Annotated in this window: 21 protein-coding genes; 12 read left to right on the forward strand and 9 right to left on the reverse strand. The window is 49.2% G+C overall.

From position 1 onward, the window contains the following. Positions 1-116: 116 nt before the first annotated feature. Positions 117-599: a DUF2507 domain-containing protein gene (locus LHUE1_RS09285; RefSeq protein WP_049171131.1), complete on the reverse strand. Its 483-nt coding sequence runs from the start codon at positions 597-599 to the stop codon at positions 117-119. Between the two features lie 261 nt (positions 600-860). Between LHUE1_RS09285 and racE the strand changes: the two genes are divergently transcribed. Then, positions 861-2,315, forward strand: a complete 1,455-nt coding sequence (gene racE, locus LHUE1_RS09290) for a glutamate racemase (protein ID WP_049171168.1) — start codon at positions 861-863, stop codon at positions 2,313-2,315. Further along, entirely contained in the window at positions 2,312-2,830 is a 519-nt protein-coding gene (locus LHUE1_RS09295) for a metallophosphoesterase (RefSeq protein WP_049171129.1), read from the forward strand. Before racE ends, LHUE1_RS09295 begins: the two co-directional genes overlap by 4 nt. A 78-nt stretch (positions 2,831-2,908) precedes the next feature. Here LHUE1_RS09295 and LHUE1_RS09300 read toward each other — a convergent pair whose 3' ends face one another. After that, positions 2,909-3,640, reverse strand: coding sequence for an MIP/aquaporin family protein (locus LHUE1_RS09300; RefSeq protein ID WP_010493778.1), 732 nt, complete (start codon positions 3,638-3,640; stop codon positions 2,909-2,911). A gap of 561 nt (positions 3,641-4,201) precedes the next feature. Here LHUE1_RS09300 and cbpB point away from each other — a divergent pair. Continuing rightward, a complete protein-coding gene (gene cbpB / locus LHUE1_RS09305) occupies positions 4,202-4,687 on the forward strand; it encodes a cyclic-di-AMP-binding protein CbpB (RefSeq protein WP_010493780.1) in 486 nt (161 codons plus the stop codon). 56 nt (positions 4,688-4,743) lie between these two features. Here cbpB and LHUE1_RS09310 read toward each other — a convergent pair whose 3' ends face one another. Together LHUE1_RS09310 and LHUE1_RS09315 are read right to left on the reverse strand one after the other, a co-directional pair. Continuing rightward, positions 4,744-5,649: a DUF368 domain-containing protein gene (locus LHUE1_RS09310; RefSeq protein WP_049171126.1), complete on the reverse strand. Its 906-nt coding sequence runs from the start codon at positions 5,647-5,649 to the stop codon at positions 4,744-4,746. A 54-nt stretch (positions 5,650-5,703) separates the two neighbouring features. Beyond that, the gene (locus LHUE1_RS09315) at positions 5,704-6,579 is read right to left on the reverse strand and encodes a mechanosensitive ion channel family protein (RefSeq protein ID WP_049171167.1); all 876 of its coding nucleotides are present in this window, start codon (positions 6,577-6,579) and stop codon (positions 5,704-5,706) included. Positions 6,580-7,348: 769 nt separating this feature from the next. Here LHUE1_RS09315 and LHUE1_RS09320 point away from each other — a divergent pair. The 3 genes from LHUE1_RS09320 (at position 7,349) to LHUE1_RS09330 (ending at position 8,963) form a co-directional block, all read left to right on the forward strand. Next, positions 7,349-7,777: a DUF948 domain-containing protein gene (locus LHUE1_RS09320; protein WP_049171124.1), complete on the forward strand. Its 429-nt coding sequence runs from the start codon at positions 7,349-7,351 to the stop codon at positions 7,775-7,777. A 14-nt stretch (positions 7,778-7,791) separates the two neighbouring features. Next, entirely contained in the window at positions 7,792-8,298 is a 507-nt protein-coding gene (locus LHUE1_RS09325; protein WP_010493791.1) for a YtxH domain-containing protein, read from the forward strand. Positions 8,299-8,441: 143 nt separating this feature from the next. Beyond that, positions 8,442-8,963 carry a transcription repressor NadR gene (locus tag LHUE1_RS09330; protein ID WP_049171121.1) on the forward strand — a complete coding sequence of 174 codons (522 nt, stop codon included), beginning with the start codon at positions 8,442-8,444 and terminating at the stop codon, positions 8,961-8,963. A gap of 138 nt (positions 8,964-9,101) precedes the next feature. On the opposite strand, the gene LHUE1_RS09335 is transcribed toward LHUE1_RS09330, so the two are convergent. Further along, positions 9,102-10,205 (reverse strand): M24 family metallopeptidase, encoded by a 1,104-nt coding sequence (locus tag LHUE1_RS09335; RefSeq protein WP_049171120.1) that lies wholly within the window; start codon positions 10,203-10,205, stop codon positions 9,102-9,104. Between the two features lie 322 nt (positions 10,206-10,527). Here LHUE1_RS09335 and ccpA point away from each other — a divergent pair, with 322 nt between their 5' ends. After that, entirely contained in the window at positions 10,528-11,529 is a 1,002-nt protein-coding gene (gene ccpA, locus LHUE1_RS09340) for a catabolite control protein A (protein ID WP_010493797.1), read from the forward strand. A gap of 130 nt (positions 11,530-11,659) precedes the next feature. Here the strand turns inward: ccpA and LHUE1_RS09345 are convergent, their stop codons facing one another. Further along, positions 11,660-14,410 (reverse strand): transglycosylase domain-containing protein, encoded by a 2,751-nt coding sequence (locus LHUE1_RS09345; RefSeq protein ID WP_049171114.1) that lies wholly within the window; start codon positions 14,408-14,410, stop codon positions 11,660-11,662. Positions 14,411-14,826: 416 nt separating this feature from the next. On the opposite strand from LHUE1_RS09345, the gene LHUE1_RS09350 reads away from it, so the two are divergent. Continuing rightward, on the forward strand, positions 14,827-15,510 hold the full coding sequence (locus LHUE1_RS09350; RefSeq protein WP_010493799.1) for a YjjG family noncanonical pyrimidine nucleotidase: 684 nt from the start codon (positions 14,827-14,829) through the stop codon (positions 15,508-15,510). Between the two features lie 12 nt (positions 15,511-15,522). Here LHUE1_RS09350 and LHUE1_RS09355 read toward each other — a convergent pair whose 3' ends face one another. The 3 genes from LHUE1_RS09355 to LHUE1_RS09365 form a co-directional block, all read right to left on the reverse strand. Continuing rightward, on the reverse strand, positions 15,523-16,269 hold the full coding sequence (locus LHUE1_RS09355) for a biotin--[acetyl-CoA-carboxylase] ligase (RefSeq protein ID WP_049171111.1): 747 nt from the start codon (positions 16,267-16,269) through the stop codon (positions 15,523-15,525). Positions 16,270-16,423: 154 nt separating this feature from the next. Next, positions 16,424-17,827 carry a dipeptidase PepV gene (gene pepV / locus LHUE1_RS09360; protein ID WP_049171107.1) on the reverse strand — a complete coding sequence of 468 codons (1,404 nt, stop codon included), beginning with the start codon at positions 17,825-17,827 and terminating at the stop codon, positions 16,424-16,426. Positions 17,828-17,984: 157 nt separating this feature from the next. Continuing rightward, a complete protein-coding gene (locus LHUE1_RS09365; protein ID WP_049171104.1) occupies positions 17,985-19,325 on the reverse strand; it encodes a glycerophosphodiester phosphodiesterase in 1,341 nt (446 codons plus the stop codon). Between the two features lie 278 nt (positions 19,326-19,603). Here LHUE1_RS09365 and LHUE1_RS09370 point away from each other — a divergent pair, with 278 nt between their 5' ends. The 4 genes from LHUE1_RS09370 to LHUE1_RS09385 all read left to right on the forward strand — a co-directional run bounded on the left by LHUE1_RS09370 (position 19,604) and on the right by LHUE1_RS09385 (position 22,528). Beyond that, positions 19,604-19,918, forward strand: coding sequence for a hypothetical protein (locus tag LHUE1_RS09370; RefSeq protein ID WP_010493806.1), 315 nt, complete (start codon positions 19,604-19,606; stop codon positions 19,916-19,918). 201 nt (positions 19,919-20,119) lie between these two features. Continuing rightward, on the forward strand, positions 20,120-21,187 hold the full coding sequence (locus tag LHUE1_RS09375; protein WP_277848353.1) for a YibE/F family protein: 1,068 nt from the start codon (positions 20,120-20,122) through the stop codon (positions 21,185-21,187). Beyond that, positions 21,184-21,924 (forward strand): YibE/F family protein, encoded by a 741-nt coding sequence (locus tag LHUE1_RS09380; RefSeq protein WP_049171098.1) that lies wholly within the window; start codon positions 21,184-21,186, stop codon positions 21,922-21,924. The genes LHUE1_RS09375 and LHUE1_RS09380 overlap by 4 nt, the downstream gene beginning before the upstream one ends. Position 21,925: 1 nt before the next feature. Beyond that, the gene (locus LHUE1_RS09385; protein WP_049171095.1) at positions 21,926-22,528 is read left to right on the forward strand and encodes a metallophosphoesterase; all 603 of its coding nucleotides are present in this window, start codon (positions 21,926-21,928) and stop codon (positions 22,526-22,528) included. The last annotated feature ends 33 nt before the right edge of the window (positions 22,529-22,561 follow it).

Consider the following 22,561-nt stretch of genomic DNA (forward strand, 5'->3'; position numbering starts at 1 on the left):
CCTGACAAAAAGCGGCCCCGAAGACGAATGGCGTCTTCGGGGTCGCTTTTGCATGATTGCGTCTAATTCAAGGTTGTTCGGTCATCCCTTAAGTTGATGGTCGACCTGAAGGGGAGTTACTGATCATCGGGCGCCAGATCAATGAGATGATCGGCAGTAGGTTGCGAATCTTGATTGTCCATGACAACGGTTAGGACAACGTTTTGGTCGCGCCGTTGAATCGCACTGCCGCCTTCAACGGCAAAGCCCAAGACCTGTTGCAATGATTGGGCTAAAAACCCGGCTTCAAGTTGAAAGTCTGGGTCATCGTATGTACGAATACGGGTTGCCACGACGTCTCCAGCCAGCAAATATTGGCGCTCCTGGCGCTTCTGTTTGAGCGGCGTTAGGGTACCGAAACCGACCTGGGTAAAGAGTTGCGGCAAGGCGGTTTCATCGACTGGCAATTTGGTTGCCAAGTCGCGTCCTGCCCAATAGAGAATATGGTGCTGTTCTTCACCCAGCATATTCGGCAACATCAGATCGCGCATTGCCGTTACCGCAAAGAATGAGACCGAGCCGGGAAGGTTCAGCAGGGTGGTATAATCAGATTTTGCCATGTTGTGCCTCCTGTTTCTATTCGTCTAGTATAGCCGAAAAATGGGTTTAAAAACATGCTTTTCTGAACGCTTGCTTTTTTTAAGATTTAAACTCACAATGAAGTTTCAGAGTTTTATCGCGACAGATAAGTATCAGGGGCCGTCACGTGCTTTCAGTCGGGGTCGCGCTAGATTTTGCAATTTAGTAACAGGCTAGCGTGGCAGTCGACATTAACCAACGGCGATACCTTAAATTGAAGTTTCAAAAGGAGATTCATCATGATGAACAAGCAACCAATCGGATTTATTGACTCAGGTGTCGGCGGCTTGACCGTTGTGAAAGAAGCCTTGCATCAGTTACCGGCCGAAAATACGGTTTATTTAGGCGACCAAGCGCGTCTGCCATATGGACCGCGACCCGCCGAACAGGTTCAGGCATTTACTTGGCAGATGGTTAATTTCCTGCTCACCAAGCACATTAAAATGCTGGTCATTGCGTGCAACACGGCGACAGCGGCGGCTTTACCGTTGATTAAAGCCAAGCTATCGATCCCGGTGATCGGCGTCATCAAGCCGGGCAGTCGTGCGGCCTTAAAAGCAACGCGCACCGGCCACATCGGCATTATCGCAACAGAAGGAACGGTTAAAAGTGGTGCCTATACCCAAGCTTTGCGGACGAAAGCGCCGGACATTCGGCTAACCAGTCTGGCCGCGCCTAAGTTTGTATCACTGGTAGAAAGTAACGAGGCGCATTCGCCAATTGCCAAGCGGGTGGTGGCAGATACCTTGCAGCCGCTTTTGCACACCGACATTGATACGCTGGTTTTAGGGTGCACCCATTACCCGATTTTACGGCCGATTATTCAAAACGTGATGGGCAGCGGCGTCACTTTAATTGACTCAGGCGCAGAAACCGTTAATGATGTTTCGATGCTGCTGGACTATTTTGATTTGGCCAATGACAGCCATGAAACGCCCACGCACGCTTATTATACGACAGGAGCCCCTTCCATGTTTGATGAACTGGGTGAGGCCTGGCTCGAGCTGAAAGCGCCCATGCATGCCCAGCATGTTAACATTGAATCGGAGCCGACTCACTTTGTCGACATGGCAGACATAACGAATGGCAAAACCATCGTGGTAGCCAGCAAAAATCCCGGTAAAGTAAAAGAATTTAAGGCGATGTTTGAGCCCGCTGGCGTCACGGTTAAAAGTCTGGCTGATTTTCCCAGCGTTCCGACTGTCGACGAGACTGGGACGACTTTTGAAGAAAATGCGCGGCAAAAAGCCGACCAGTACGCCAAAGATCTCCAGTTACCGGTGATTGCCGATGATTCTGGCTTGATGGTTGATGCGCTGGATGGTCAACCGGGCATTCGTTCAGCCCGTTATGCCGGCGATGGGCATAACGATGCGGCGAACAATGCCAAACTTTTGGCGAATTTAGCCGATGTTCCTGACGATGCGCGAACCGCCACGTTCCATACAACCTTGGTGCTGGCAAAACCGGATCACCCGGAAGCCGATCTGGTGGTTCATGGTGATCTTTCCGGACAAATCACAGCCATCCCGCGCGGAACTGATGGCTTTGGTTACGATCCATTTTTCTTGGTGCCATCACTAGGCAAAACGTTGGCAGAACTGACTGCCGAAGAAAAAAATCAGATCAGTCATCGGGGCAATGCCATGCGGTCACTGGAGAAAGTCTGGCAGGCATGGTTGGAGGAAGAGATATGAAAATTCTGGCAGTAAGCGACACGCACGGCGATCGTGAAATTCTTGCGACAATCTTGAAACAGCAGCCGGATCTGGATGGTTATTTCTATGCTGGCGATTCGGAGTTACCTGCGGATGATTCGCTTTTTCAAACGTATCATGCGGTTGAAGGGAACATGGACTTTGATCCTAATTTTCCCATGAGTGTGACAACGACGGTTAAAGGTATCACGATTTTCATGACGCATGGTCATCGATTTGGCGTGAACTTTGGATTGGATAAGCTCATGGCTGCCGGCGAAGCTGCCCACGCTCAGCTGGTGATTTTCGGGCATACGCATCAACTTGGCGTGGAGGAGCGCGCTGGCATGGTGATTTTGAATCCAGGCTCAATTAGTCAGCCCCGCGGTCAGTTTACCAATTTAGGCGGTACTTACGCCACAGTTTCCTGGACAGAGGACAAAGTGCACGTTGACTTTTTGAAGCGGGACGGCAGCATCGTTGCGCCATTAAGCCGCGACTTTTTGCAGGCGTGATCGGCATGTTTGAGATAATTAAAAATCGGTTCTAGCGGCAATTGCTAGAGCCGATTTTTTATGAGAATCAAACCGTTGTTACATGAAGAGTTGTTTGTAGGTGAAGACCGCGAGAATGGCTGCAACGATTGGTGCGATTACAGGCACCCAGGCGTATCCCCAGTCGGAACTGCCTTTGTGTTTTAATGGCAAAAGCGCGTGCAGAATTCGCGGGCCGAGGTCACGGGCCGGGTTTAACGCCGGTCCGGTTGGGCCACCCAGCGATGCCACTAATGTCGCCACAAGGAAGCCTAAGCCCATGTGTGCCGTTCCAAGATTGTCTTGGAAGAACGGTGCTTTGGTAATACCAAGGGCGCCGATGAAAAGAATATACGAACCGATAAATTCGTTGACGAAACCGTTTAGTTTGCTCTTCGTCGCACTGATCGTACTAAATGTCCCAAGAATGTGTTGGGTATTGGTCGTGAGATCATAATGCGGTTTGTAAGCTGCAACGACAAACAGCTGTCCGACCATGGCACCGGCCATCTGGACCACAATATACGGCAACACTTCTGACCACGGGAACATGCCAGAGGCAGCTAAACCTAACGTAAATGCAGGATTGATGTGGTTACCGGAAATGGCGCCAAACATCATGGCAGGAATCATGACCCCGGCGCCGTAGCCGACCGCAATCAGCAGCCAGTCCGAGCCATTTCCTTTGGTACCCTTCAAATCGACGTTGGCAACGGAGCCATTTCCTAACAAAACCATAATGGCAGTGCCAATAAATTCGGCGGCCAAACGCACGCCTAGATCATATGTCATTTTTACCCCTCCAAATGATTCGTTCATTGCTAGCATGTGCATGGTGCTTACTTTGATTTGCTTTGTTGCTTGCGATAACGTGTTCTTCCGGCTCTAAGCGGGCTGGCTCACGCTCCACCATAACGCGTTCGCAGTCGCAGAAATCTGCGTGTAAGGACCTCGGTCGCAATGGCAAAGAGCGCCATCACGCCCAAGGCCACTTACACTCCGATTTCTAAGCGCTCCTGCTCACGCTCACCCATAACGCGTTCGCCAGCCCAGAAGTCTGCGTGTAAGGACCTCGATCGCAATGGCCAAAGCCCGGCCATTACGCCCGAGGCCACTTACACTCCGGCTTCTAACCGGGCTGGCTCACGCTCACTAAAAAGTTGTCGTATTTCTTATGAATAACGGCGATCGAAATTCCTTGATGTCATTCATGGTAAAATAACCATATGGTGTTTCCGCCTTTTGACGGATGGCACCGGCATGGATAAGCGGTAAACTGAACCAATAAAGTTAACTAATCTAACTTTTTGCTCGATGTACTTAAACCAAGAATGTTAAAAAGGAGCTACCCAAATGTTAAATCAAGCCATTGCCAATATGCTGATTGAAAATCGTCATCACTTTATGATTTCTGCAGATATGGTTGCGACGGTCTCCGAAGACAACCCATTAAGTCATGCGTTTCTTGTTCTTACCAAGGTGCGCTATGCGAAAATTCCGGTTTTGGATCACGACTCGAAGTTTAAAGGGCTCATTTCACTGCCGATGATTACCGAAACGATGCTGGGTCTGGACCATATCAGTTTTCAGTCACTAGATACCATGACCGTCAAAGATGTCATGGAGACTGATGTGGCGACAATTAGTGACCCCTATGACTTGGAGAACGTTTTACATTTGCTTGTCGACAACCCGTTCATTCCGGTCGTTCAGGATGGATACTTTACCGGTATCGTGACCCGGCGTGAGGTGATGAAGGGCATCAACAATATTGGTCACAATATCGACAAGCATTTCCAGTTGGAACCTTTAGCGTCAGTCGTTGAAAAAGAATCTTAACCCCTTAAAAACCGGCATGCGGACAAACCTGTGTGCTGGTTTTTTTGTTGGCCACATTAGTTAGCGTCTGCGTTGGATTCCGGTTTATCTAGGAAAATGGTCGCTAAAACGCCGATGATGAGGCTAACCACAACCAAAAGTGCCGGAATAACCATGCCAGTAGCCGGCCAATAAGGCGCGATGCCAGTTTCGAGCAGAATGACCACTGCTGCGGCAACAATACCGCATACAGCATAATAAACCTGGGTTTCGAAATGCTCGAGCAAATACGCCATCAATTTGGCCACCGCAATCAGACCGGCAATGGCGCCAAGCATGAAGGGCAGCAGCAACGCCACCGAGCCCATCGCTGCGTTAAATGCCGACCAGTTACCGGAAGCGAATGCCCGGGCTGCATCGCCTAGCTGGCTGACGGCATTGTAGACGGTTCCGTATTGATCAATGACCATCAGCATGACGGAGCCGGAAATACCAGGGATGGCCATTAACGATACCGCAAAGATGCCGGCAAAAGCCATCACACCGGCGTCACTAACACTGCTCAGGCGCTGAATGGCAATGAGGTTCTCCGGCTGGGTCCCGCCAATCTTGGCTAGTCCGTAAATACCCGCAAATCCTCCAGCCACTAGTAAGAGGTACCACCAAGTGAAGGGTTTGAGCACCAATTTGCGATAAATAAACGGGCCGATGCCAAGTACTAACCCGATAAAGAAACCATAACTAGGTAGCGGCCAATGCGTGGTGACGACTAGGACGGCTTTAGTGGAAACCAAGATACCAACGACAGCTCCTAAGCCAATCGGTGCCAAGAAACGCAAATTTTTCTTGGGATTGGCGCGGAAGTGATTCACTGCTTGTAAGAGGCGGTCATACAACCCGACGACGACGGCAAAAATACTGCCGGAAAGACCGGGAATGACAAGTGCAATGCCGATGATGGCACCTTTGATGAAGTTGAGCATAGCATCTCCTTATAAATGGATTTTGGTGTGAATATTGGTAAAACGCCAAACTCTTTATGAGCCAGACTGTAAATTGATCGGCGGCGTTATCACATGAATGCCGGCGGAGTTTAATGCAGCAATGTAAGCAGCGAGAAATGTTCGCTGTAAACTGAGCTGCTCACCGTTTTCAGCGTAAAAAAGAACTTGGTAGGTAAACGTGCCATTTTTTTCCTCTGTCAGACCCAGAATATCCGGACCCTCAGTGATAGTCGTGAACTTTGGAACTAAGTCGTGATTGACGCGTTCAATAGTTTTGCGGACCAAATCGAGATCAGCAGTCGGCTCAAGTGGCAACTTAATGAGTACCTGCATATTGCTGCGGGAAAGGTTGCTGACGATTGTAATGTTGCGATTAGGGATGAAGTTAACCGTACCGTCATAACTCTTAACCACCGTGGTGCGTAAGCCAAGGCTCGTGACCGTTCCGGAAATCTTGCCTAATTGGACAACATCACCAACGTCAAACTGCGCCTCCAGTAGAATAAAGAAACCAGTCACAACGTCATTGACGAAGCCTTGAGCACCAAAGCCGATTGCCAAGCCGGCCACGCCCGCACCAGCAAGCAGTGTCCCCACCGGAACGCCCAACGTTGATAGGATCGCGTAAAAATAGAAGAAGAGCACAAAATAGAAAAATAGATTTCGCGAAAGGGTGTGGATGGTTTTGACGCGCGTGCCTGATAAATGGGCGCGGCGTTGATAGCTTTTAAAAGCTCGATTGATGGCAAACTGGCCTAAACGATAAAGTGCAAGAAATAAAATCGAAAAGAATAGCAACGACAGAACCTTATCAATTACGGTCCCGGCAATTTTATCCCAGTTGATGATTTTAAAATACCGTAACCACACATTGGGTTGTTCAGTTACGGCCGTTGCCGTGAACATCATGCCTGTCACGTGACGACCTCCTCTTGGTGTTGGCTTTATTTTACCAGAACCGGGGCGGATCTGCTGGGGATTTGTCATGATGCGGATAAGTTTTAACTTTTGGTGGGAGAAGGGGTGGGTGAGGGTGGTAGGGAGTAAGTGTGGTAAGGTAATTCGGTTTCGGATGTGTTCGATGGCGCAGGGGGGCGGCGTGTGAGGGCATTGGTCGCAATGGGCAGAGCCGGGCCATTGGGGGAATAAGCTTTGCGGGGCAATCCGGCCCGAAAACGCGCTCGCAGGCCCAGAAATCTACACATAAGGACCTCGAACCTAAATGGCCAAAGCCTAGGTATTGGGGGAATAAATTTTGCAGGGCAATCCGGTTCCGAAACGCGTTTGCAGTCGCAGAAATCTACGTGTAAGGGCCTCAAGCCTAAATGGCTAAAGACCAGCCATGGGGGGAAAATAAGGATAGAAAGGCAATCCGGCTCTGAAACGCGCTCCCTGGCGCAAAAATCTGCATGTAAGGACCTCAAACCCAAATGGCCAAAGACCAGCCATGGGGGGGAAAATAAGGATAGGAAGGCAATCCGGTTCCGAAACGCGATCCCCGGCGCAGAAGCCTGCGTGTAAGGACCTTGGTCGCAATGGCAAAGAGCGCCATCACGTCCAAGGCCACTTACACTCCGGCTTCTAACCGCGCCGGCTCACGCTCTTTAAATCTTTTGCACCACTCTCCCCTCGATGTTATGATTGATGTAACCAACTGGTTTGAAATGGAGGGTGTTGCATGTCAGGTGGAGAGATTGCTTGGATCATTGCTGCGGTTGCTTTTTTGATTATTGCTTTGGCGATTGCCGTCATTGCGATTCGGGTTTCGGGTGTGACCAAGGAAGTTAAGGAAACGGTTGCCGAGACGAATAAGACGTTGAACACGGTCAACGGGGAGCTTGGCATTTTGACGAAGGAAATCGAAGGCCTTCTTGCGAAGAGCAATACCCTTCTTGAAGATGTAAATGGCAAGGTGGCGGCAATTGATCCTGTCTTTACCGCAATTGGTGAGCTTGGTGAAAGCGTTTCTGATTTGAATCAGTCAACGCGTAATTTGACCGAACGCGTTGCCCATGGTGCTAAGAACGGGGCCAAGGCGACGGTTGCGACACGTATGGGTGCCAAAGCATTTTCAATGTTGACCAAAAAGAAACATCATAATGAATAGCAGGGGGAATCAGCATGGCTAAAAAAGGACATTTTTTGCTTGGATTTGTATTCGGAGCTGCCAGTGCCTTAGCAACGACTTATTTATTGACACCGCAAACCAGTGACGAGTTGAAACGACGCGTCAAGCATGCTTCCGCGAATTTAGCCGATCGTGCGGTTGATTATTATGATTACGCCAAAGAGGCTAGTGCTGACTGGAAGCAAAGCGCAACGGATTTTGTCGATGACTTGAAGGCGCGTGGGAATGATGCCGATGGGTCAGAAGCGTTGGCTAATTATGACGCTGCGACTGAGCAATTGCGTGATCAATTGAATACCGCAGCGGATACGGATACTTCGGCTGATTTTGATGACATTGTGCTGGATGGTAAGAGTGCGTTTGCCCAAGCCAAAGACGATGATGAGGGTAGTGAAACCCGCACCGATGAAGTGCCTGAACCGACCGAACCAAAGCCGGTTAGTGGTGCAGCGGCATCAGAAGCCAAACCGGCAAGTTCTGAATCTGAAGCTACCGATTAATCATCACCAGTAACACCGGATTTTGAATATTAAAAATGGCGACAAACGAAAGACACCCCGACGTGAGCGCCTTTCGTTTGTCGCTTTTAGCATCGTAGCTGAATTTGTTTGAAGCATTTTGATCATGAATGAGGGAGAATACTATGCTAAATAGCGAACGTCAGGCACACATCAAAGCCACTTTGAGTACTGCTGCCGAACCGCTCAGTGCGTCGAGTTTTGCGCGGCGGTTTACCGTCAGTCGGCAGACCATCGTCGGTGATATTGCGCTTTTGCGGGCCCAAGGCGAACCGATCATTGCAACGCCGCGTGGTTATACGTTGTCACATCCAGCGGCTCATGAGTTTTTGATTCCTTGCAAACACACGCCGGAGCAAACAGAGGAAGAGCTGCAGCTGATCCTCGACAACGGCGGATGGATTGAAGATGTTTTGGTCGAGCATCCGCTATATGGTCAGTTACGCGGCCAGCTGAATATTCGCACCGTTGCCGATATGAAGCTGTTTTTGAGTCGCCTAGCGCGTTATCAGGGCCGCCTGCTGTCGGAGCTAACCGGTGGCATTCATTTGCACACGATTAGCGTTAGAAATGAACGAAATATCGCCAAAATTAAAGAAGCACTGCGCAAGGCCGGTATTTTATATGAACAGTCGGAAGCAGACTAGTCAATTTCGGTGGTAGAGACAAAAATATCAGCAGTCAACAACATAAAAATGGTCCCGAGGAGGCAGCGTCTACCTCTTTGGGACCATTTTCGATATTAGCGCACTGTTCAGTTTTTACCGACGAGCGATCCGGCGTCATCAGCCTTTAATGACAGTGAATTCCTTTGATGTGTGGGTAAACGGTTCGCAGCCGGTTTCCGTGACGTGGACACAGTCTTCGATCCGAACACCGGCGACACCAGGAACGTAAATACCGGGTTCGATCGAGAAGCACATGCCTGGCTGTAGAATCATGTCGTTGCCTTCCATGATGGATGGAAATTCATGGGTGGACATGCCGATCCCGTGTCCCAAGCGGTGATTAAAGTACTCGCCGTAACCCGCTTTGGTAATAATGTCACGGGCAATCTTGTCGAGTTCGGATGCTTTTAATCCCGGCTTAACGGCATCCATAGCAGTCAGGTTCGCTTCTAGACAAATATCAAAAATTTCACGCGGCTTACCGGTGACCTGACCAAAAGCGACGGTGCGCGTGGCGTCAGACATGTAACCATGGTTGTCCGTACCAAGATCAAACAAGACCAGTTCATTTGGAGCGAGCTTTGTTCCCATCGGTTCGCCATGCGGATTGGCCGCATCTACGCCAGCTTGGACGATGGTGCCAAAACTCATGTGCATGACGCCTTCCTTCATCATCGCATAGTCAATTTCAGCCGCAACTTCCTGTTCAGTGGCACCTGCCTTGATCGCCTTAAAACCTGCTTGGAACGCGCGGTCAGCCTGAGCCCCGGCAATTTCCATTTGTTTAATTTCGGCAGGTGTTTTGATTAACCGTTGCTTTTCAATGAAACGGGAAGCATCAATCGGAAAAGTCGCATCAGGAAACTGCTTCATGAGGGCTTCAAATTTGAAGACTGCGAGGTTATCTTTTTCGATAGCCCACTTGGTCGGATTAGGGTTCACGTCCTTGATATGGGTCGCCATGACGGCAAACGGATCTTCGTGATCAAGATAGCCAAATACCTGATAAGGCCAGCCGGTTTTTTTAACTTCCTCAATGGTGAGTTGCGGGGTGAACAGGAACGGATCCTTGTCCGGGGTGACGATTAAGGCGGTGATCCGTTCTTCGGGATCCTGGAAGAAGCCCGTGTAATAATTGATATTGACCGGGTCACTGATATAGGCAAGGTCGAGGCCTTCTTCGCCAACCCAGGTTTGTAATGCTGCTAAATGCTCGTTCATCGTGTTCCTCCTTAAAAGGGCCCAACACAAAATATCATGCAAAACGAATCTTTTACCATATTTGTGCTGCACCGTGATATTAACGCGCCAGTTGCTCAGGCACCGAAAATGACCCGCACAATAAGGGGACCAATCTCAATGCCTGATGCAACTTTCTCTAACAGTATATCACGAGCAATACGCCGGACTTTCTGAAAAGCCTGTTTGTGAAAATTTCATGGAAAATTCAGTAAAACGCTTGCATTGCCTTTCTCATTCTGCTATTTTGGAATGTAAATAGATGTTTCGTGATTTTCATACTCACGACTAAGGAGAAAATAAAGTGGAAAAACAAACAATAACAATTTATGATGTTGCCCGCGAGGCAAATGTATCGATGGCGACGGTGTCCCGAGTGGTTAATGGTAACCCGAATGTGAAGCCGGCTACCCGCAAGAAGGTTTTAGAGGTTATCGAACGCCTCGACTACCGGCCGAATGCAGTAGCCCGTGGCTTAGCCAGCAAGAAAACGACAACTGTCGGCGTTATCATTCCTGACGTTACCAACATGTTCTTCTCAAGCCTGGCGCGCGGGATTGATGATGTGGCGACCATGTACAAATACAACATTATTTTGGCGAACTCGGATGAAAATAACCAAAAGGAAGTTTCCGTACTTAACACCTTGTTAGCCAAGCAGGTTGACGGGTTGATTTTCATGGGTCATGAACTGACCGATTCGATTCGCGCGGAATTTTCCCGGAGCAAAACGCCGGTTGTACTGGCAGGTTCGATTGATCCGGATGAACAGGTTGGCAGTGTCAACATTGACTACGTGGCTGCAGTTGAAGAAGCGACGCACCAATTACTGGAGAGCGGTAATAAGCGGGTGGCATTGGCGACCGGCTCGCTCACCCATCCGATTAACGGTCAGTTCCGCCTCAAGGGCTATAAACAGGCACTTGAAAAAGCCGGCGTTGCCTATGATGAAAGCCTGATCTTTGAAAATGAGCCAAGTTATCAAGCAGGGTTGGCATTGTTTGGTAAACTGCAGAAAGTCGGCGCAACCGCGGTGATTGCCGGTGATGACGAGTTGGCAGTCGGCATTTTGGATGGCGCACTGGACAAAGGCGTGAAGGTGCCGGATGATTTTGAAATCATTACCAGCAACAACACCAAGTTGACTGAAATGACCCGGCCGCAACTGACATCAATTGATCAGCCGCTTTATGATATCGGTGCTGTTGCAATGCGGTTGCTGACAAAGATGATGAACAAAGAAGAGATCGAAGAAAAAACCGTGATGTTAGGTTTCGATATTTTGAAACGCGGCTCAACCAAATAAAGTTGTTGCGCGAAGTCGGCTTTGGCACCTCGTGAGCAATAAAAAATCGGTTCTAAAGACAGATGATGTGTGTCTTTAGAACCGATTTTTGCGTTACTGGATTGAGTGGCCTTCAAGATGACGCATGAACTTACTGACCGCTGCCAGTTGTAGCAGGTGTGGTTTGCTGATTATTGGTTGTTGTGCCGCCGGTCGTGTTACCGCCAGTCGTTGTCGTGCCAGTGCCGGTTGTTTCGCCGCCAGTGCCAGTTGCGCCGTTTGTCCCGCCAGTACCTGTGGTTTGTGGTTCACTTGGCTGGTTTTCGGAAGTTCCCTGCTGGTTTTTCTGACTGGAAGGCACCGTGACGCTAGGCGTTTGGCTGCTTTCCGTCGTGGCCGGTGTTGTGGTTTCAGGCGTGATTGGCGTTTCCTGATGTTCTTTTTTGGCTTCGGTCGAGCGGCCGTTAGCGTCAGAAACCTGACCATAGCCGTTACTTTTGCCGTTGAGATGGTCATAGAACAACTGATAATTGTCTTTGCTGCCGCCGATGCCAAATTCGGCTTTCGCAGTTGGCTGCCAATCATTGTAAAGGCTGGTAACAGTTGATCCGCCTGTATGATAAGTCCGGCCGTTAAAAGTAAGGGTGCCAGCCGGTTGTCCGGTTTGCTTATCAACAGTGACAGACTTGACGGTACTTGGTCGAGCTAGTTTTTTGTCAACTTTAAATTGCTTAGGGATGGTGTGATAAACCGCATTTGCCAACTTCGACCAATAAGCTTCGTTGGTCATTGAACTATTTTCATCAAGCGTGTAGTTGGTGCCGTTGCTGTTGTCATAGCCCATCCAACTGGCAATGGTGACACCAGGCGTTGAACCGATAAACCAAATATCACGGAAATCGTTGCTGGTACCGGTTTTCCCGATCAGGTTATCGGTGTTGAAGCGCAGCTGATAGTTCAGGCTCTCAGCTGTCCCTGATTCAACCACGTTTTTCAGCATTTGATTCATGATGTAGTTAGTACCTTCAGAGAAAACTTTGGTCTTTTTAACATGATGCCGGTAGACGGCATGGCCTGAAGGGTCAACGATTTCAGAAATGACATAAGCCGGAACGTGTTCGCCTTCATTAGCAAAAGTGGAGAAGGCGCTGGCTTGTTCCTTGACGTCGACGCCATAATCGGTACCGCCCAAGGCTAGACCGAGCTGGCTGTAATCGTTATCGGTGAGGGTATCGATGCCCATTTTTTCCATGTAACTTTTGACATTGACGTTCGGCTTGATGTGTTTATACAGATTAACTGCCGGAATGTTGTAGGATTGGGCAAGCGCTTCGGTGGCAGGGATGAACCGATTTTGAATCTGGTCGCCGTAATCGGTCACACTGTAATTGTTGCCAAGGTTGGTTTTGAAGTCAGCCAAAGCCGTCTGCGAACCGATGACTTTTTGATCGATCGCTGGTGCATACACCAAAAGCGGCTTAATCGTGGAGCCGGGAGAACGTAAGGTGTAAATGTGATTGAGTTCGCCCGAGACCCCGCCGACGAACCCGAGAACAGCGCCGGTTTGGTTGTCCAACACGACAGAGCCGTTTTGAACCGGATGTTTAACGGTTTCGGTTTCGCCGGTTTTAGGATTGATCTGGGTGCTGGTATAGGTTTGGCCGAATGTGTTTCGCGTGGCGCGCATCACAAATTGCATCCGGTCGTACACGTCTTTGTTGATGGTACTTTTGATTTGGTAGTTTTTCGAAGCAAAAAGGTCGCCTGCCTGCCTTAAATAATCGTTGTTCAAGGCATTGTCTTTGGCAAGGTCGGCAGCAGAGTGACCATCATTTTGGGCTAACTTCTCAGCTAATAATGATTTAGCTTCACTGAGTACCATGTTGTAGACATACCCATACTCATTGTCATCCTGCTCCGCGTTTTCAGGCTTGAGGAACGCGCCTTTTAGATCGAATGATTTGGCTGCAACATACTGCTTGTGACTGATGACGCCAGCCCGATACATCCGGAACAGAACGGTCTGTTGCCGATTAATGCCGGATTTGAGGCTGGCTTTTAGTTGGCCATCGGCAGTATACGGTGTGTAAACAAACGGACTCTGCGGCAGTCCGGCGATAAAAGCGGCTTCCGGCAGGTTCACCTGACTGGCAGAGACGCCAAAAAGTCCTTGTGCAGCCGCTTCAACCCCCGCAATGTTTTGCCCCTTGTTATTCCGACCCAGCGTGGCGACATTCAGATAAGTTTCCAGAATTTCGTTCTTGCTGAAGTGGTTGTTTAGACGCCGTGCCAACATGATCTCCGCGGCTTTACGTTTGAAGGTTGTCTCTGAGTTCAAAAACATCATTTTGACAACCTGCTGTGTTAAAGTCGAGCCGCCAGTTTGGTTACCCATGCCGGTTAAGTCGGAAAAGAAAGCCCGAATCACCGCCTTAGGCACCACCCCGTCATGACGATAAAAGTCTTCGTCTTCAGTGGCAATGATCGCCTTGGTCAGCCACGGCGACATGTCACTAAGACTGACCTTTGTCGAATACAAATCGCTTTTGACATCGCTCAGCTTGACGTTATGTGCAAAATACATACTGGAAGTACGGCTGGTGTTGGATAGCGTTGCCTTCATCGCTGCTTCGGTCGGAATCGGCGTTGCATCGATGATCGACACAAAATAACCGCCAAATAAGCCGAGGCCGAAAACAGCTGCAATGCCTAAAACGCCTAATAAGTAATAGACAATACTTTTGATGCTTTGAAGCGTGACATTACCGTAAAAAACAACGGCAGTTTTACCCGTTAAATGTTTGGAATCAGCTTTGGAATCAGGACGCCGCGTCACGAATGCCGTGAACCAGCGGCGAAATCGAGTCCCAAGCGTCTTGACCCGATCGACGAACTTTTTCAAGTGCTTGTCCCACCTTAAATTTTGGTCTAATACTCCTTAGTATACCGTAAAAATAAAGCGGATTCTAATACTGTAAAAAGAGCGTGAGCTGGCGCGGTTAGAAGTCGGAGTGTAAGTGGCCTCAGGCGTGATGGCCCGGGCTTGGCCATTGCGCCTGAGGTCCTTACACGCAGACTTCTGCGCCAGGGATCGCGTTTAGGAAGAGCGTAAGCTGGGGCGCTTCGGAACCTGATTGCCTTACAACCCTTATTCCTCCACGAGCCACCGTTGCCCATTGCGCCAGACAACGCACTTCAAAGCCAACTTACCTGTTTGCCCTCACAATTCATAGTTTCAAGCGGCTTCACTTGCGACCCGCGTTGTGTTGTGCAAGACTGATAACTATATAAATAAGCGTGCGAGAACAGGGGTTAAACATGTATCGAGTTATTTTGTTTGATGTAGACGACACTTTGTTGGACTTTAAAGCAGGGGAACTAAAAAGCCTGGCTAAGATGTTTGCCAGGCTTAAATTACCATATACGCCGCGGATTGAGGCGAGTTATTTGAAAATCAATGCTGATCTGTGGCGTGATTACGAAGCAGGCCGGATTACGCGACCGGAATTGTTTGACGTGCGATTTGCCAAGCTGTTTCGCCATCATCATTTGAACGCCGATCCCCATTTGGCAGAGCGGACGTATCACCATTTTCTGGATCAGGAAGCGATTTTGCTGCCGCGCGTGACGGAAACTCTGGATGCTTTAAAAGACTATCGGCTGTTTATCGTCAGCAATGGCATTGAGCCGGTCCAACGTGAGCGCCTGGCAACCAGTGGCTTAATTGATTATTTTGAGGACATTTTTGTTTCCGATAGTGTCGGGAGCCCGAAGCCGACCGTGGCGTTTTTTGATTATGTTGCCAAGCGAATTCCCCGGTTCAATCGGCACGAAACATTGATTATGGGCGATTCGTTGACGTCGGACATTCAAGGCGGCATCAACGGCAAGATTGATTCAATCTGGTTCAATCCGCATTTTCAACCTAATCGCGAGCAGATAACGCCGACTTATCAGCTGAATGAATTCAGTGATTTGACGAAGTTACTGCTTGCCAACTAGACGATGTGTGGCTTAATCGGCTAAGCGAATGGTGCCAGTTGTAACGACCATTGTTCCTTGGGCCGTTTTTAACAGTAAGGCACCATTATCATCGAACCCGCTGATGATTCCGGTCAGCGGGTTTTGTGTACCGCTAACCGTGATTTGCCGACCGATCCAGGCAGCCTTTTTCCGATAAATCGGCATAATGGTGTCAGGATTCGCAAACAACCGCATGAGATTCGTCAAGAAACGGCCGGCAAACTCCGGACGTGGATCGCTACCGGGCTTTTCAGTAAGAAGGGTAGTGATTGGCTGATCGGTCGGTAACGGCGCTGTCGGGGTCGGAAAAATATTAACGCCGACGCCCAGCACCACAGCATTTTGTTCGAGCAATGCTTCTGCCAAAATACCGGCAACCTTTTGGCCGTTTTTTTGCAAGTCGTTGACCCATTTAATGGCGGTGGCAATACCAAATTGGGTTTCAATGGCTTGCTGCAAAGCGATACCTGCAGCCGGCGTGATTAAGGCACGGCTGATTTGCGGGTGGAAGGCGTAACTCAGATAAAGACCTGCATCTGCCGGACTAGCAAAGTGTTTGCCATGGCGACCCACACCGGCAGTCTGTTCACCGGCAATCAGAATTTGCGGTAACGTAGCACCATTTTGGACGGTTTGTTTTAAAACTGTGTTAGTTGATGTCACCGTTGCCTGCGTTGTGACGGCTGCACGCAAATGTGGATCATCTAACCATGGATTTAAGCTATCAGGCGTTAACATAAGAAAGCTTCCTTTCTGGGATCAATCGCAAGTGCGCCAGAAGTCAGGTGACAGACTTCTGGCGCACAGGCACGAGCATGAATTTCAAAATTTGCCAAGAACTGTAATCAGTAATGTGAATACTGATTACAGTTTAAAAATACAGAGACTTAGCTTATTTGACTAAGCGGCTGATGGCGTCGGCATAAATGGCCACAGCCGTGATGATATCTTTAATCGGCATGTACTCATTCGCCTGATGCATGACATTTTCCTGTCCCGGCATCTGGGCGCCGAAAGCGACACCCCGTTTGATAATTCGGCCATAGGTGCCGCCACCGATGACTTGTTCGTGTCCGGCAATACCAGTGTGGTCAGTAAAAGTTTGCAGTAAGGTCTTAACTAGCGGATCGTCACCAGGAACGTAATGCGGTTCCTGTGCATGGCCACTCAAGGATACGTCGAATTGGTCGGCACCGACCGCGCTTTCAATTTGATCACGGATTTTATCAGCATCGGTGCCTTGCGGATAACGGACATTGACCAATACACTTTGTTCGCCATCCTGGGTAAACGTGAAGATATCCGGGCTAGCAGTTAGCTCGCCCATTAGTTTGTCCGTGTAGTTGATACCTAAGTGGTGGCCGCGTGAATCTAAATGCAGGTATTTGGCGACCATGGTCAGATACGCTTTGCCCGCCGGATCAAAAGGCAGATCAGCTAGCAAGCTTGCCAGATAAGTGGCGGCATTCTTGCCATCCTTTGGTTCCTGGGCATGTGCACCTTTACCCACGATTTCGATCGTCGTAGGATTGCCCAGCGTCAAGGTGAGTTTGACACCTTGCTGATCAGCCCAATCGCTGACTTGGGTCGCAAAGCTTTCAGGCAAATCGCCGGTGATGGTTGCTTTTGCTTCTTGCGGCACCATGTTCGGTCGAATGCCCGCCGAAAACTCATTCAAAGTCAGCTCGGCTTCTGCTGCAGCAACCGGCTTTTGCACGATTTTGAAACTGGCGATGCCTTTTTCACCATTAATAATTGGAAATTCGGCATCAGGAGAGAAGCCAAAGTCCGGTGCAGGTTCGCTTTCGAGATAGCGGTGCAGGCCAACCCAGTCGGATTCTTCGTCTGTGCCTAAGATGAAGTGAATCTTTTTATTGATTGGCAAGCCCAGATCGCGGATGAGTTTCAATGCATAGTACGCGGCGATACTCGGCCCCTTGTCATCGCTAGTGCCGCGGCCGTAAATCTTGCCATCGCGAATCACTGGGTCGAATGGGTCGGTTTTCCAACCAGGTCCAGCGGGAACGACATCGACGTGACCGAAGAGACCGAAAATCTCAGAACCGCTGCCCAATTCGATTCGACCTGCAACATGATCCACGTTGAGCGTCTTGAAACCATCCCGCTCGGCAATAGCCAAAAAGGCATCCAGCGCTTTTGCCGGACCGGGTCCAAGGGGATATTCTGCGGTTTTGTGCTCGGTGTCGCGTTCGGAATTGATCTTCAACAGTGTTGTGAGATCAGAAAGAAGCTGGGGTTCCAATTTTTCTGCTTCCTGCTGCCAATTAATTGCCATGAGGTTAACCTACTTTCTTTCTATCGTTGTCTTTAGAATAGCATGTTTGTTCCACAGAAACGACTGAATCATTCAGAGAAAATAGAAAAGCGGTCAGAACACGGTGAAAAGCTTGTCATGGCGCGATTGTAAGCACACCCATGTCTGGGGGTATTTCTCAACCGATGTCAGTGACCCGAGCATTAAGCAAAGGTGTATCAAATGCCGTGTTACCTAATGCCCAGTGGATGAGCGGCTTTTCTTTTAGTGGAATGCTGCGATAGAGCATGAGCCAGGTTGCCATGTTTTCGGCAGTTGGCAACAGTTGCACGTCTTTGGCTTTTAGCCAGCCAGCTTTGGTTTTTAAATAGAGCCGGCTATTTTCGTAGCGTGCGGCCAGGACCCGTGCGCGGGTATTGTCCGCAACGTGGCCAGTAACGTTTTGCTGGTGCAACGGGTCGGCATAAACCGGCGCACGAAAACCGCGGCTGGTGACGACGATTTTTTGGTGGAGAAACAGGCTGGCCCAGCCGGCTTGAGGGGCGAGGTTGATCGTTGTAGCCGGCACGAAGGCATTGTCGCCGATTTGATAATAGGTGCTGCCAGCAACAGTGACCATCGCAGAAATCGCAATCGGTGTTTGCGGTGCTAACTGTTCAGGACGTAAGAGCGGCTGATAAGGGTTTTCGTAAACCGGAAGCGCCGAGGTACTGGAGTTAGCACCAAGGTCATTGATACTGGTAGTGACGGCTGCAGCTTTCAGCGCCTGAAATTCATGCCCGAGACTCGTGTAGTTGGTCACGACACCGTCAATGTTGAGGTTAACCAGCCATGTCCACCGATCCCGATCCTCGTTCATCTCATCCCAGACATACACTTTTTTGCCAAGGTCATGCAGCTGATTGACCAGCTGCGGCGTGACCAAATCCGAGCTTAAGTTAATCCCGTCCACATAGGTCAACACATCAAAATTGATCCGTTTAAGAGAACCGACAATTAAAATCCGCGGCACAGACGGTAAATCCGCCTGCAAGCGCTTAAGACTGGCAGCTGAAAACGAATGGAACATGACGCGGTTTTCCATGTGGTACTGTTTAATCAAAGCCGTAATTTTGTCTTCAAGGTGGGGATGCGGTTCGCCTTTAACGATTTTGGTTTCAATCAAGAATTTGTGGTTTGTCTGTTGCTCGTGAGCGAAAAGCTCCTCGAGGCTGTGAACCGGTTCGCCATTTTTGGTATGATATTGCTGAAGTTGTGCAAAAGTGCTCTTGGCAATGGTCAGATTGGCGCCGGTCATCCGCTGAATGGTTGAATCATGTTGAATCACGACCACGCCATCAGCACTTTCATGAACGTCAAGCTCGACGTAATCTGCACCATTGTTAAAAGCACTATCGAAACTTTGAAAAGTTTCTTCCGGATAGTTCAGCGGATCGCCACGGTGGCCAACCAGCGTAAACCCTGAAAGCAGAAGAAATAATGGCAGCAGCAAAACTGCCACAGTGAATCGTTTGCCCATACAGGCTGCTCCTTTCCAGAAAAAAACATCATACCATAAACAATAGCATAGTGAGCGCGAACAGGCGCGTTCAGAAGTCGGAGTGTAAGTGGCCTTGGGCGTAATGGCGGGCTTTGTCATTGCGACCAAGGTCCTTACACGCAGGTTTCTGCGCCGGGGAGCGCGTTATAGAAGGAAATGCCAAAACACAAACCATTCGCTGCCGACAGAGCGACAGACACCAACCGCGTGACGATAAACTCAAACCGAAATCAGCAAACAAATAAGGAGCGTCAAAGATGGCAGAAAAATATCAGGTTTTTGATTTGATTCAGGAAATTACCCGGCTGGACGGGAGTCGCTATTTTGAACTGGGGAACGTCATGCTGAATGGCCGTGCCGAAAAGGCTTCTATGAAGGGCTTTATTAAGCGGGTGCGGATTGTTCAGCTGAACATTGCCCACTCAACCGCTGTGGCAACTTATGAAAAGTATATCAACGAGCATTATGAATTTCCGCCGGCTGATTTAACCAGTTGGGAAGAATGGGACAAACCGGAAGGCCCGATTCGCGATGCTTACCATGAGATTCTCCGGCAAAATCATGTCGGGTAAAATAGGACGATGAGGGTTTCTGCCGGCTCGGCACTCGAGGGATAGATTTTAATAAAAACCTCAATTTTTTGAATAATTTCCGTGATTATCGCATAACCGGGCTTGTCAGCGTGACAATTTTCGCGGATAGGTCGGACACGCGCTTTGCGTCACATTGATGCTACTTATATAATGTAAGGCATATGAAAGCGAGGGATCTGCGTGAAGTATTTAGGTAAATGGCTTATCCCGTTCGTCGCGGCGATCGCGGTTTTTATTGGCATGCAATTTGATAGCGGCTTCTATACCAAGCCGGTTGGTCAGGTTGAAGCGGTTAAGGTGGTTAAAACCACCACCCACCAAGACGAAGACGAAAATCGTGATCGCATGGTTAAGCAGCAGGTTCAGATACGCCTACTCAACACCGCTAAACGGGGTAAACGCATCACCATGCACAATACCTACTCGTTTAGTGGTGCATTGGACAATGAACTTCGCGTGGGTGAGCAGGTTTTCCTGGATGTTGACAAGGGTGCCTATACCTTGAACAACGTGAAACGGGATGCGATTCTGGCGGCGTTGTTAGTCTTGACTTTTGGTTTGATCTTTTTGGTCATGGGCCGGCGAGCGTGGTTAACGAGCATTAGCATTTTACTCAACACGTTAATCTTCTTTATCGCAGTTGAGTGGGAGATCGGCAGTAAGCAGTGGCAGGCGTGGTGGTTATTTGTCATTTTGGCGGTGATTTTCACGGTGCTGACAGCAGTGTTTATTGTTGGAATTAAGCCGATTGCCGCAACAATTTCGTTGGGTGCCTTGTTGGCTACCACAGTCGCAGTGGCGCTCGGCTATGGCATTATGGCCTTGACCAATTACAGCGGCATCCACTTTGAAGAGGTCAAATACGCCACTCAAACGCCGCAACTCTTATTCTTTGGTCAAATTGTGATTGGTTCTTTGGGCGCTGTGCTAGACGAGGCGAGTGACATTTCGGTTGCGATCTTTCAGCTTCATGACACGGCCAAGGAGCGGTTTCGGGCAGGGATGGCTATTGGCCGCAATGTTATGGGACCGCTGATTTCGGTTCTGTTTATGATTTTCATCGCCGATACGTTTATGGAATCGGTTTTGTGGATTCGCAACAATAACTCGATTGCGCAAACGGTTATCTGGGTGATGGGGCTGGGATTTGCCCAGAGCCTCATCAGTGCGTTTGGCATTGTACTGGCGGTGCCGGTGACGAGCGGAATAGCGGCGATGATGGCTAAAATTAAGAAGGTGACAGCATGAACGCCATTCTTGCATTAGCCTTGGTTCTGCTTGTCATGATGTTTATTGTCGGCGGCAAGCAAGGCCTGTCAAATTTCTTTGCTTTAGCCGTCAACGCTTTGTTGATGATCCTGGTCGTCATTTTAATGGCCAGCGGGTTTAATCCGATTATTGTAGCCATTATTTTTGGGCTGATTATTTTGGCCAGCACGATTTTCCTCAGCACCAGCCAGCTTTCCGTAGCCGGACCGGCGTTTGTCTCGTCTTTGTTAATCATGACGTTATTGGTCGGACTGATTCTTTTGACGATGACGTTAAGCCAGACAGCCGGATTTGGACCGGAAGATTCCGAGGCACTGGAAGGCTTTTCCGTGTACATCGGCGTCAGTTTCCCGCACATTTTGATTGCCACCACCTTGCTGGGTACGCTTGGGGCAATTGCTGAAGCAGCGATTGCCGTTGCAGCCGGAATGGATGAGATTAAGGATCAGGCAAGTGCCACCGGGATTAAACAAATGGGGCACGAGATTATCGGAACTGCTTTAAATACGCTATTCTTTGGCTTCTTTGGCGGTTTTTCTTCTTTGTTTATCTGGTTTGCCTCACTGCGCTATCCATTTTCACAGGTAATTAATAACAAGATTTTTGTTGGCGAACTCTTGCAGGTCTTGATTTCGGTGATTGCCGTCATTTTGACCGTGCCGATGACGACTTGGGTGGTCACGACCAGACATGCACATCGCCGAAAGGAGCAGTAGCATGCAATATTTTATTGCAGATACGCATTTTTTCCACGCGGATCTTTTAGGAAACAACGATTTTGCTCCGCGCCTGTTTCCAACCGTTGAGGCAATGGACGCGGCGATGATTCAGGCATGGAATGCGCGCGTTGATGATCGCGATATCGTTTATCATTTAGGTGACATTGCCATGAATCCGGAGCATTTTCCCCAACCACCGGAAGTGTTGGCGATCCTATTGCAGCTGCACGGCCGGATTGTTTTTATAAAAGGAAATCACGACTACGAATCACTGTTTAAATTTCTTCATCGCCATGACCCGGGCGTGAACGGCTTGCCTAAGTTCACCTTCCATTCGGTTGGCACGATTATCAAGGATGACCATACGCAGTTTATCATGACGCATTATCCGTTGATGATGGGTATTGTGAAGCAGACGCTGAATTTACACGGCCACATTCACCATAATAGCGTCAACATTGCGGAGAATATCAATGTAGGGGTAGACGCTCCGGAACGGGATTTGTTAGTGCCACATCTGCCTTTTGGAACCCCACTGACGGCGGCTGAAGTGCACAAGATTTACCGGTTGAAGGCTGCAGCGTTAGCTAAGGAACGCTGAGCACAATGTGATGTTTGACCCGTTGTCTTGCAG

The organism is Lacticaseibacillus huelsenbergensis (genome assembly GCF_029726355.1).
GTDB classification, from domain to species: Bacteria; Bacillota; Bacilli; order Lactobacillales; family Lactobacillaceae; genus Lacticaseibacillus; species Lacticaseibacillus casei.

What these genes read in the sequence shown, in the direction of transcription:
- LHUE1_RS09285 (WP_049171131.1), bottom strand. Translation starts at nt 599, where the DNA reads ATGGCAAAATCTGATTATACCACCCTGCTGAACCTTCCCGGCTCGGTC.
- racE (WP_049171168.1), top strand. Translation starts at nt 861, where the DNA reads ATGAACAAGCAACCAATCGGATTTATTGACTCAGGTGTCGGCGGCTTG.
- LHUE1_RS09295 (WP_049171129.1), top strand. Translation starts at nt 2,312, where the DNA reads ATGAAAATTCTGGCAGTAAGCGACACGCACGGCGATCGTGAAATTCTT.
- LHUE1_RS09300 (WP_010493778.1), bottom strand. Translation starts at nt 3,640, where the DNA reads ATGACATATGATCTAGGCGTGCGTTTGGCCGCCGAATTTATTGGCACT.
- cbpB (WP_010493780.1), top strand. Translation starts at nt 4,202, where the DNA reads ATGTTAAATCAAGCCATTGCCAATATGCTGATTGAAAATCGTCATCAC.
- LHUE1_RS09310 (WP_049171126.1), bottom strand. Translation starts at nt 5,649, where the DNA reads ATGCTCAACTTCATCAAAGGTGCCATCATCGGCATTGCACTTGTCATT.
- LHUE1_RS09315 (WP_049171167.1), bottom strand. Translation starts at nt 6,579, where the DNA reads ATGATGTTCACGGCAACGGCCGTAACTGAACAACCCAATGTGTGGTTA.
- LHUE1_RS09320 (WP_049171124.1), top strand. Translation starts at nt 7,349, where the DNA reads ATGTCAGGTGGAGAGATTGCTTGGATCATTGCTGCGGTTGCTTTTTTG.
- LHUE1_RS09325 (WP_010493791.1), top strand. Translation starts at nt 7,792, where the DNA reads ATGGCTAAAAAAGGACATTTTTTGCTTGGATTTGTATTCGGAGCTGCC.
- LHUE1_RS09330 (WP_049171121.1), top strand. Translation starts at nt 8,442, where the DNA reads ATGCTAAATAGCGAACGTCAGGCACACATCAAAGCCACTTTGAGTACT.
- LHUE1_RS09335 (WP_049171120.1), bottom strand. Translation starts at nt 10,205, where the DNA reads ATGAACGAGCATTTAGCAGCATTACAAACCTGGGTTGGCGAAGAAGGC.
- LHUE1_RS09350 (WP_010493799.1), top strand. Translation starts at nt 14,827, where the DNA reads ATGTATCGAGTTATTTTGTTTGATGTAGACGACACTTTGTTGGACTTT.
- LHUE1_RS09355 (WP_049171111.1), bottom strand. Translation starts at nt 16,269, where the DNA reads ATGTTAACGCCTGATAGCTTAAATCCATGGTTAGATGATCCACATTTG.
- pepV (WP_049171107.1), bottom strand. Translation starts at nt 17,827, where the DNA reads ATGGCAATTAATTGGCAGCAGGAAGCAGAAAAATTGGAACCCCAGCTT.
- LHUE1_RS09365 (WP_049171104.1), bottom strand. Translation starts at nt 19,325, where the DNA reads ATGGGCAAACGATTCACTGTGGCAGTTTTGCTGCTGCCATTATTTCTT.
- LHUE1_RS09370 (WP_010493806.1), top strand. Translation starts at nt 19,604, where the DNA reads ATGGCAGAAAAATATCAGGTTTTTGATTTGATTCAGGAAATTACCCGG.
- LHUE1_RS09380 (WP_049171098.1), top strand. Translation starts at nt 21,184, where the DNA reads ATGAACGCCATTCTTGCATTAGCCTTGGTTCTGCTTGTCATGATGTTT.
- LHUE1_RS09385 (WP_049171095.1), top strand. Translation starts at nt 21,926, where the DNA reads ATGCAATATTTTATTGCAGATACGCATTTTTTCCACGCGGATCTTTTA.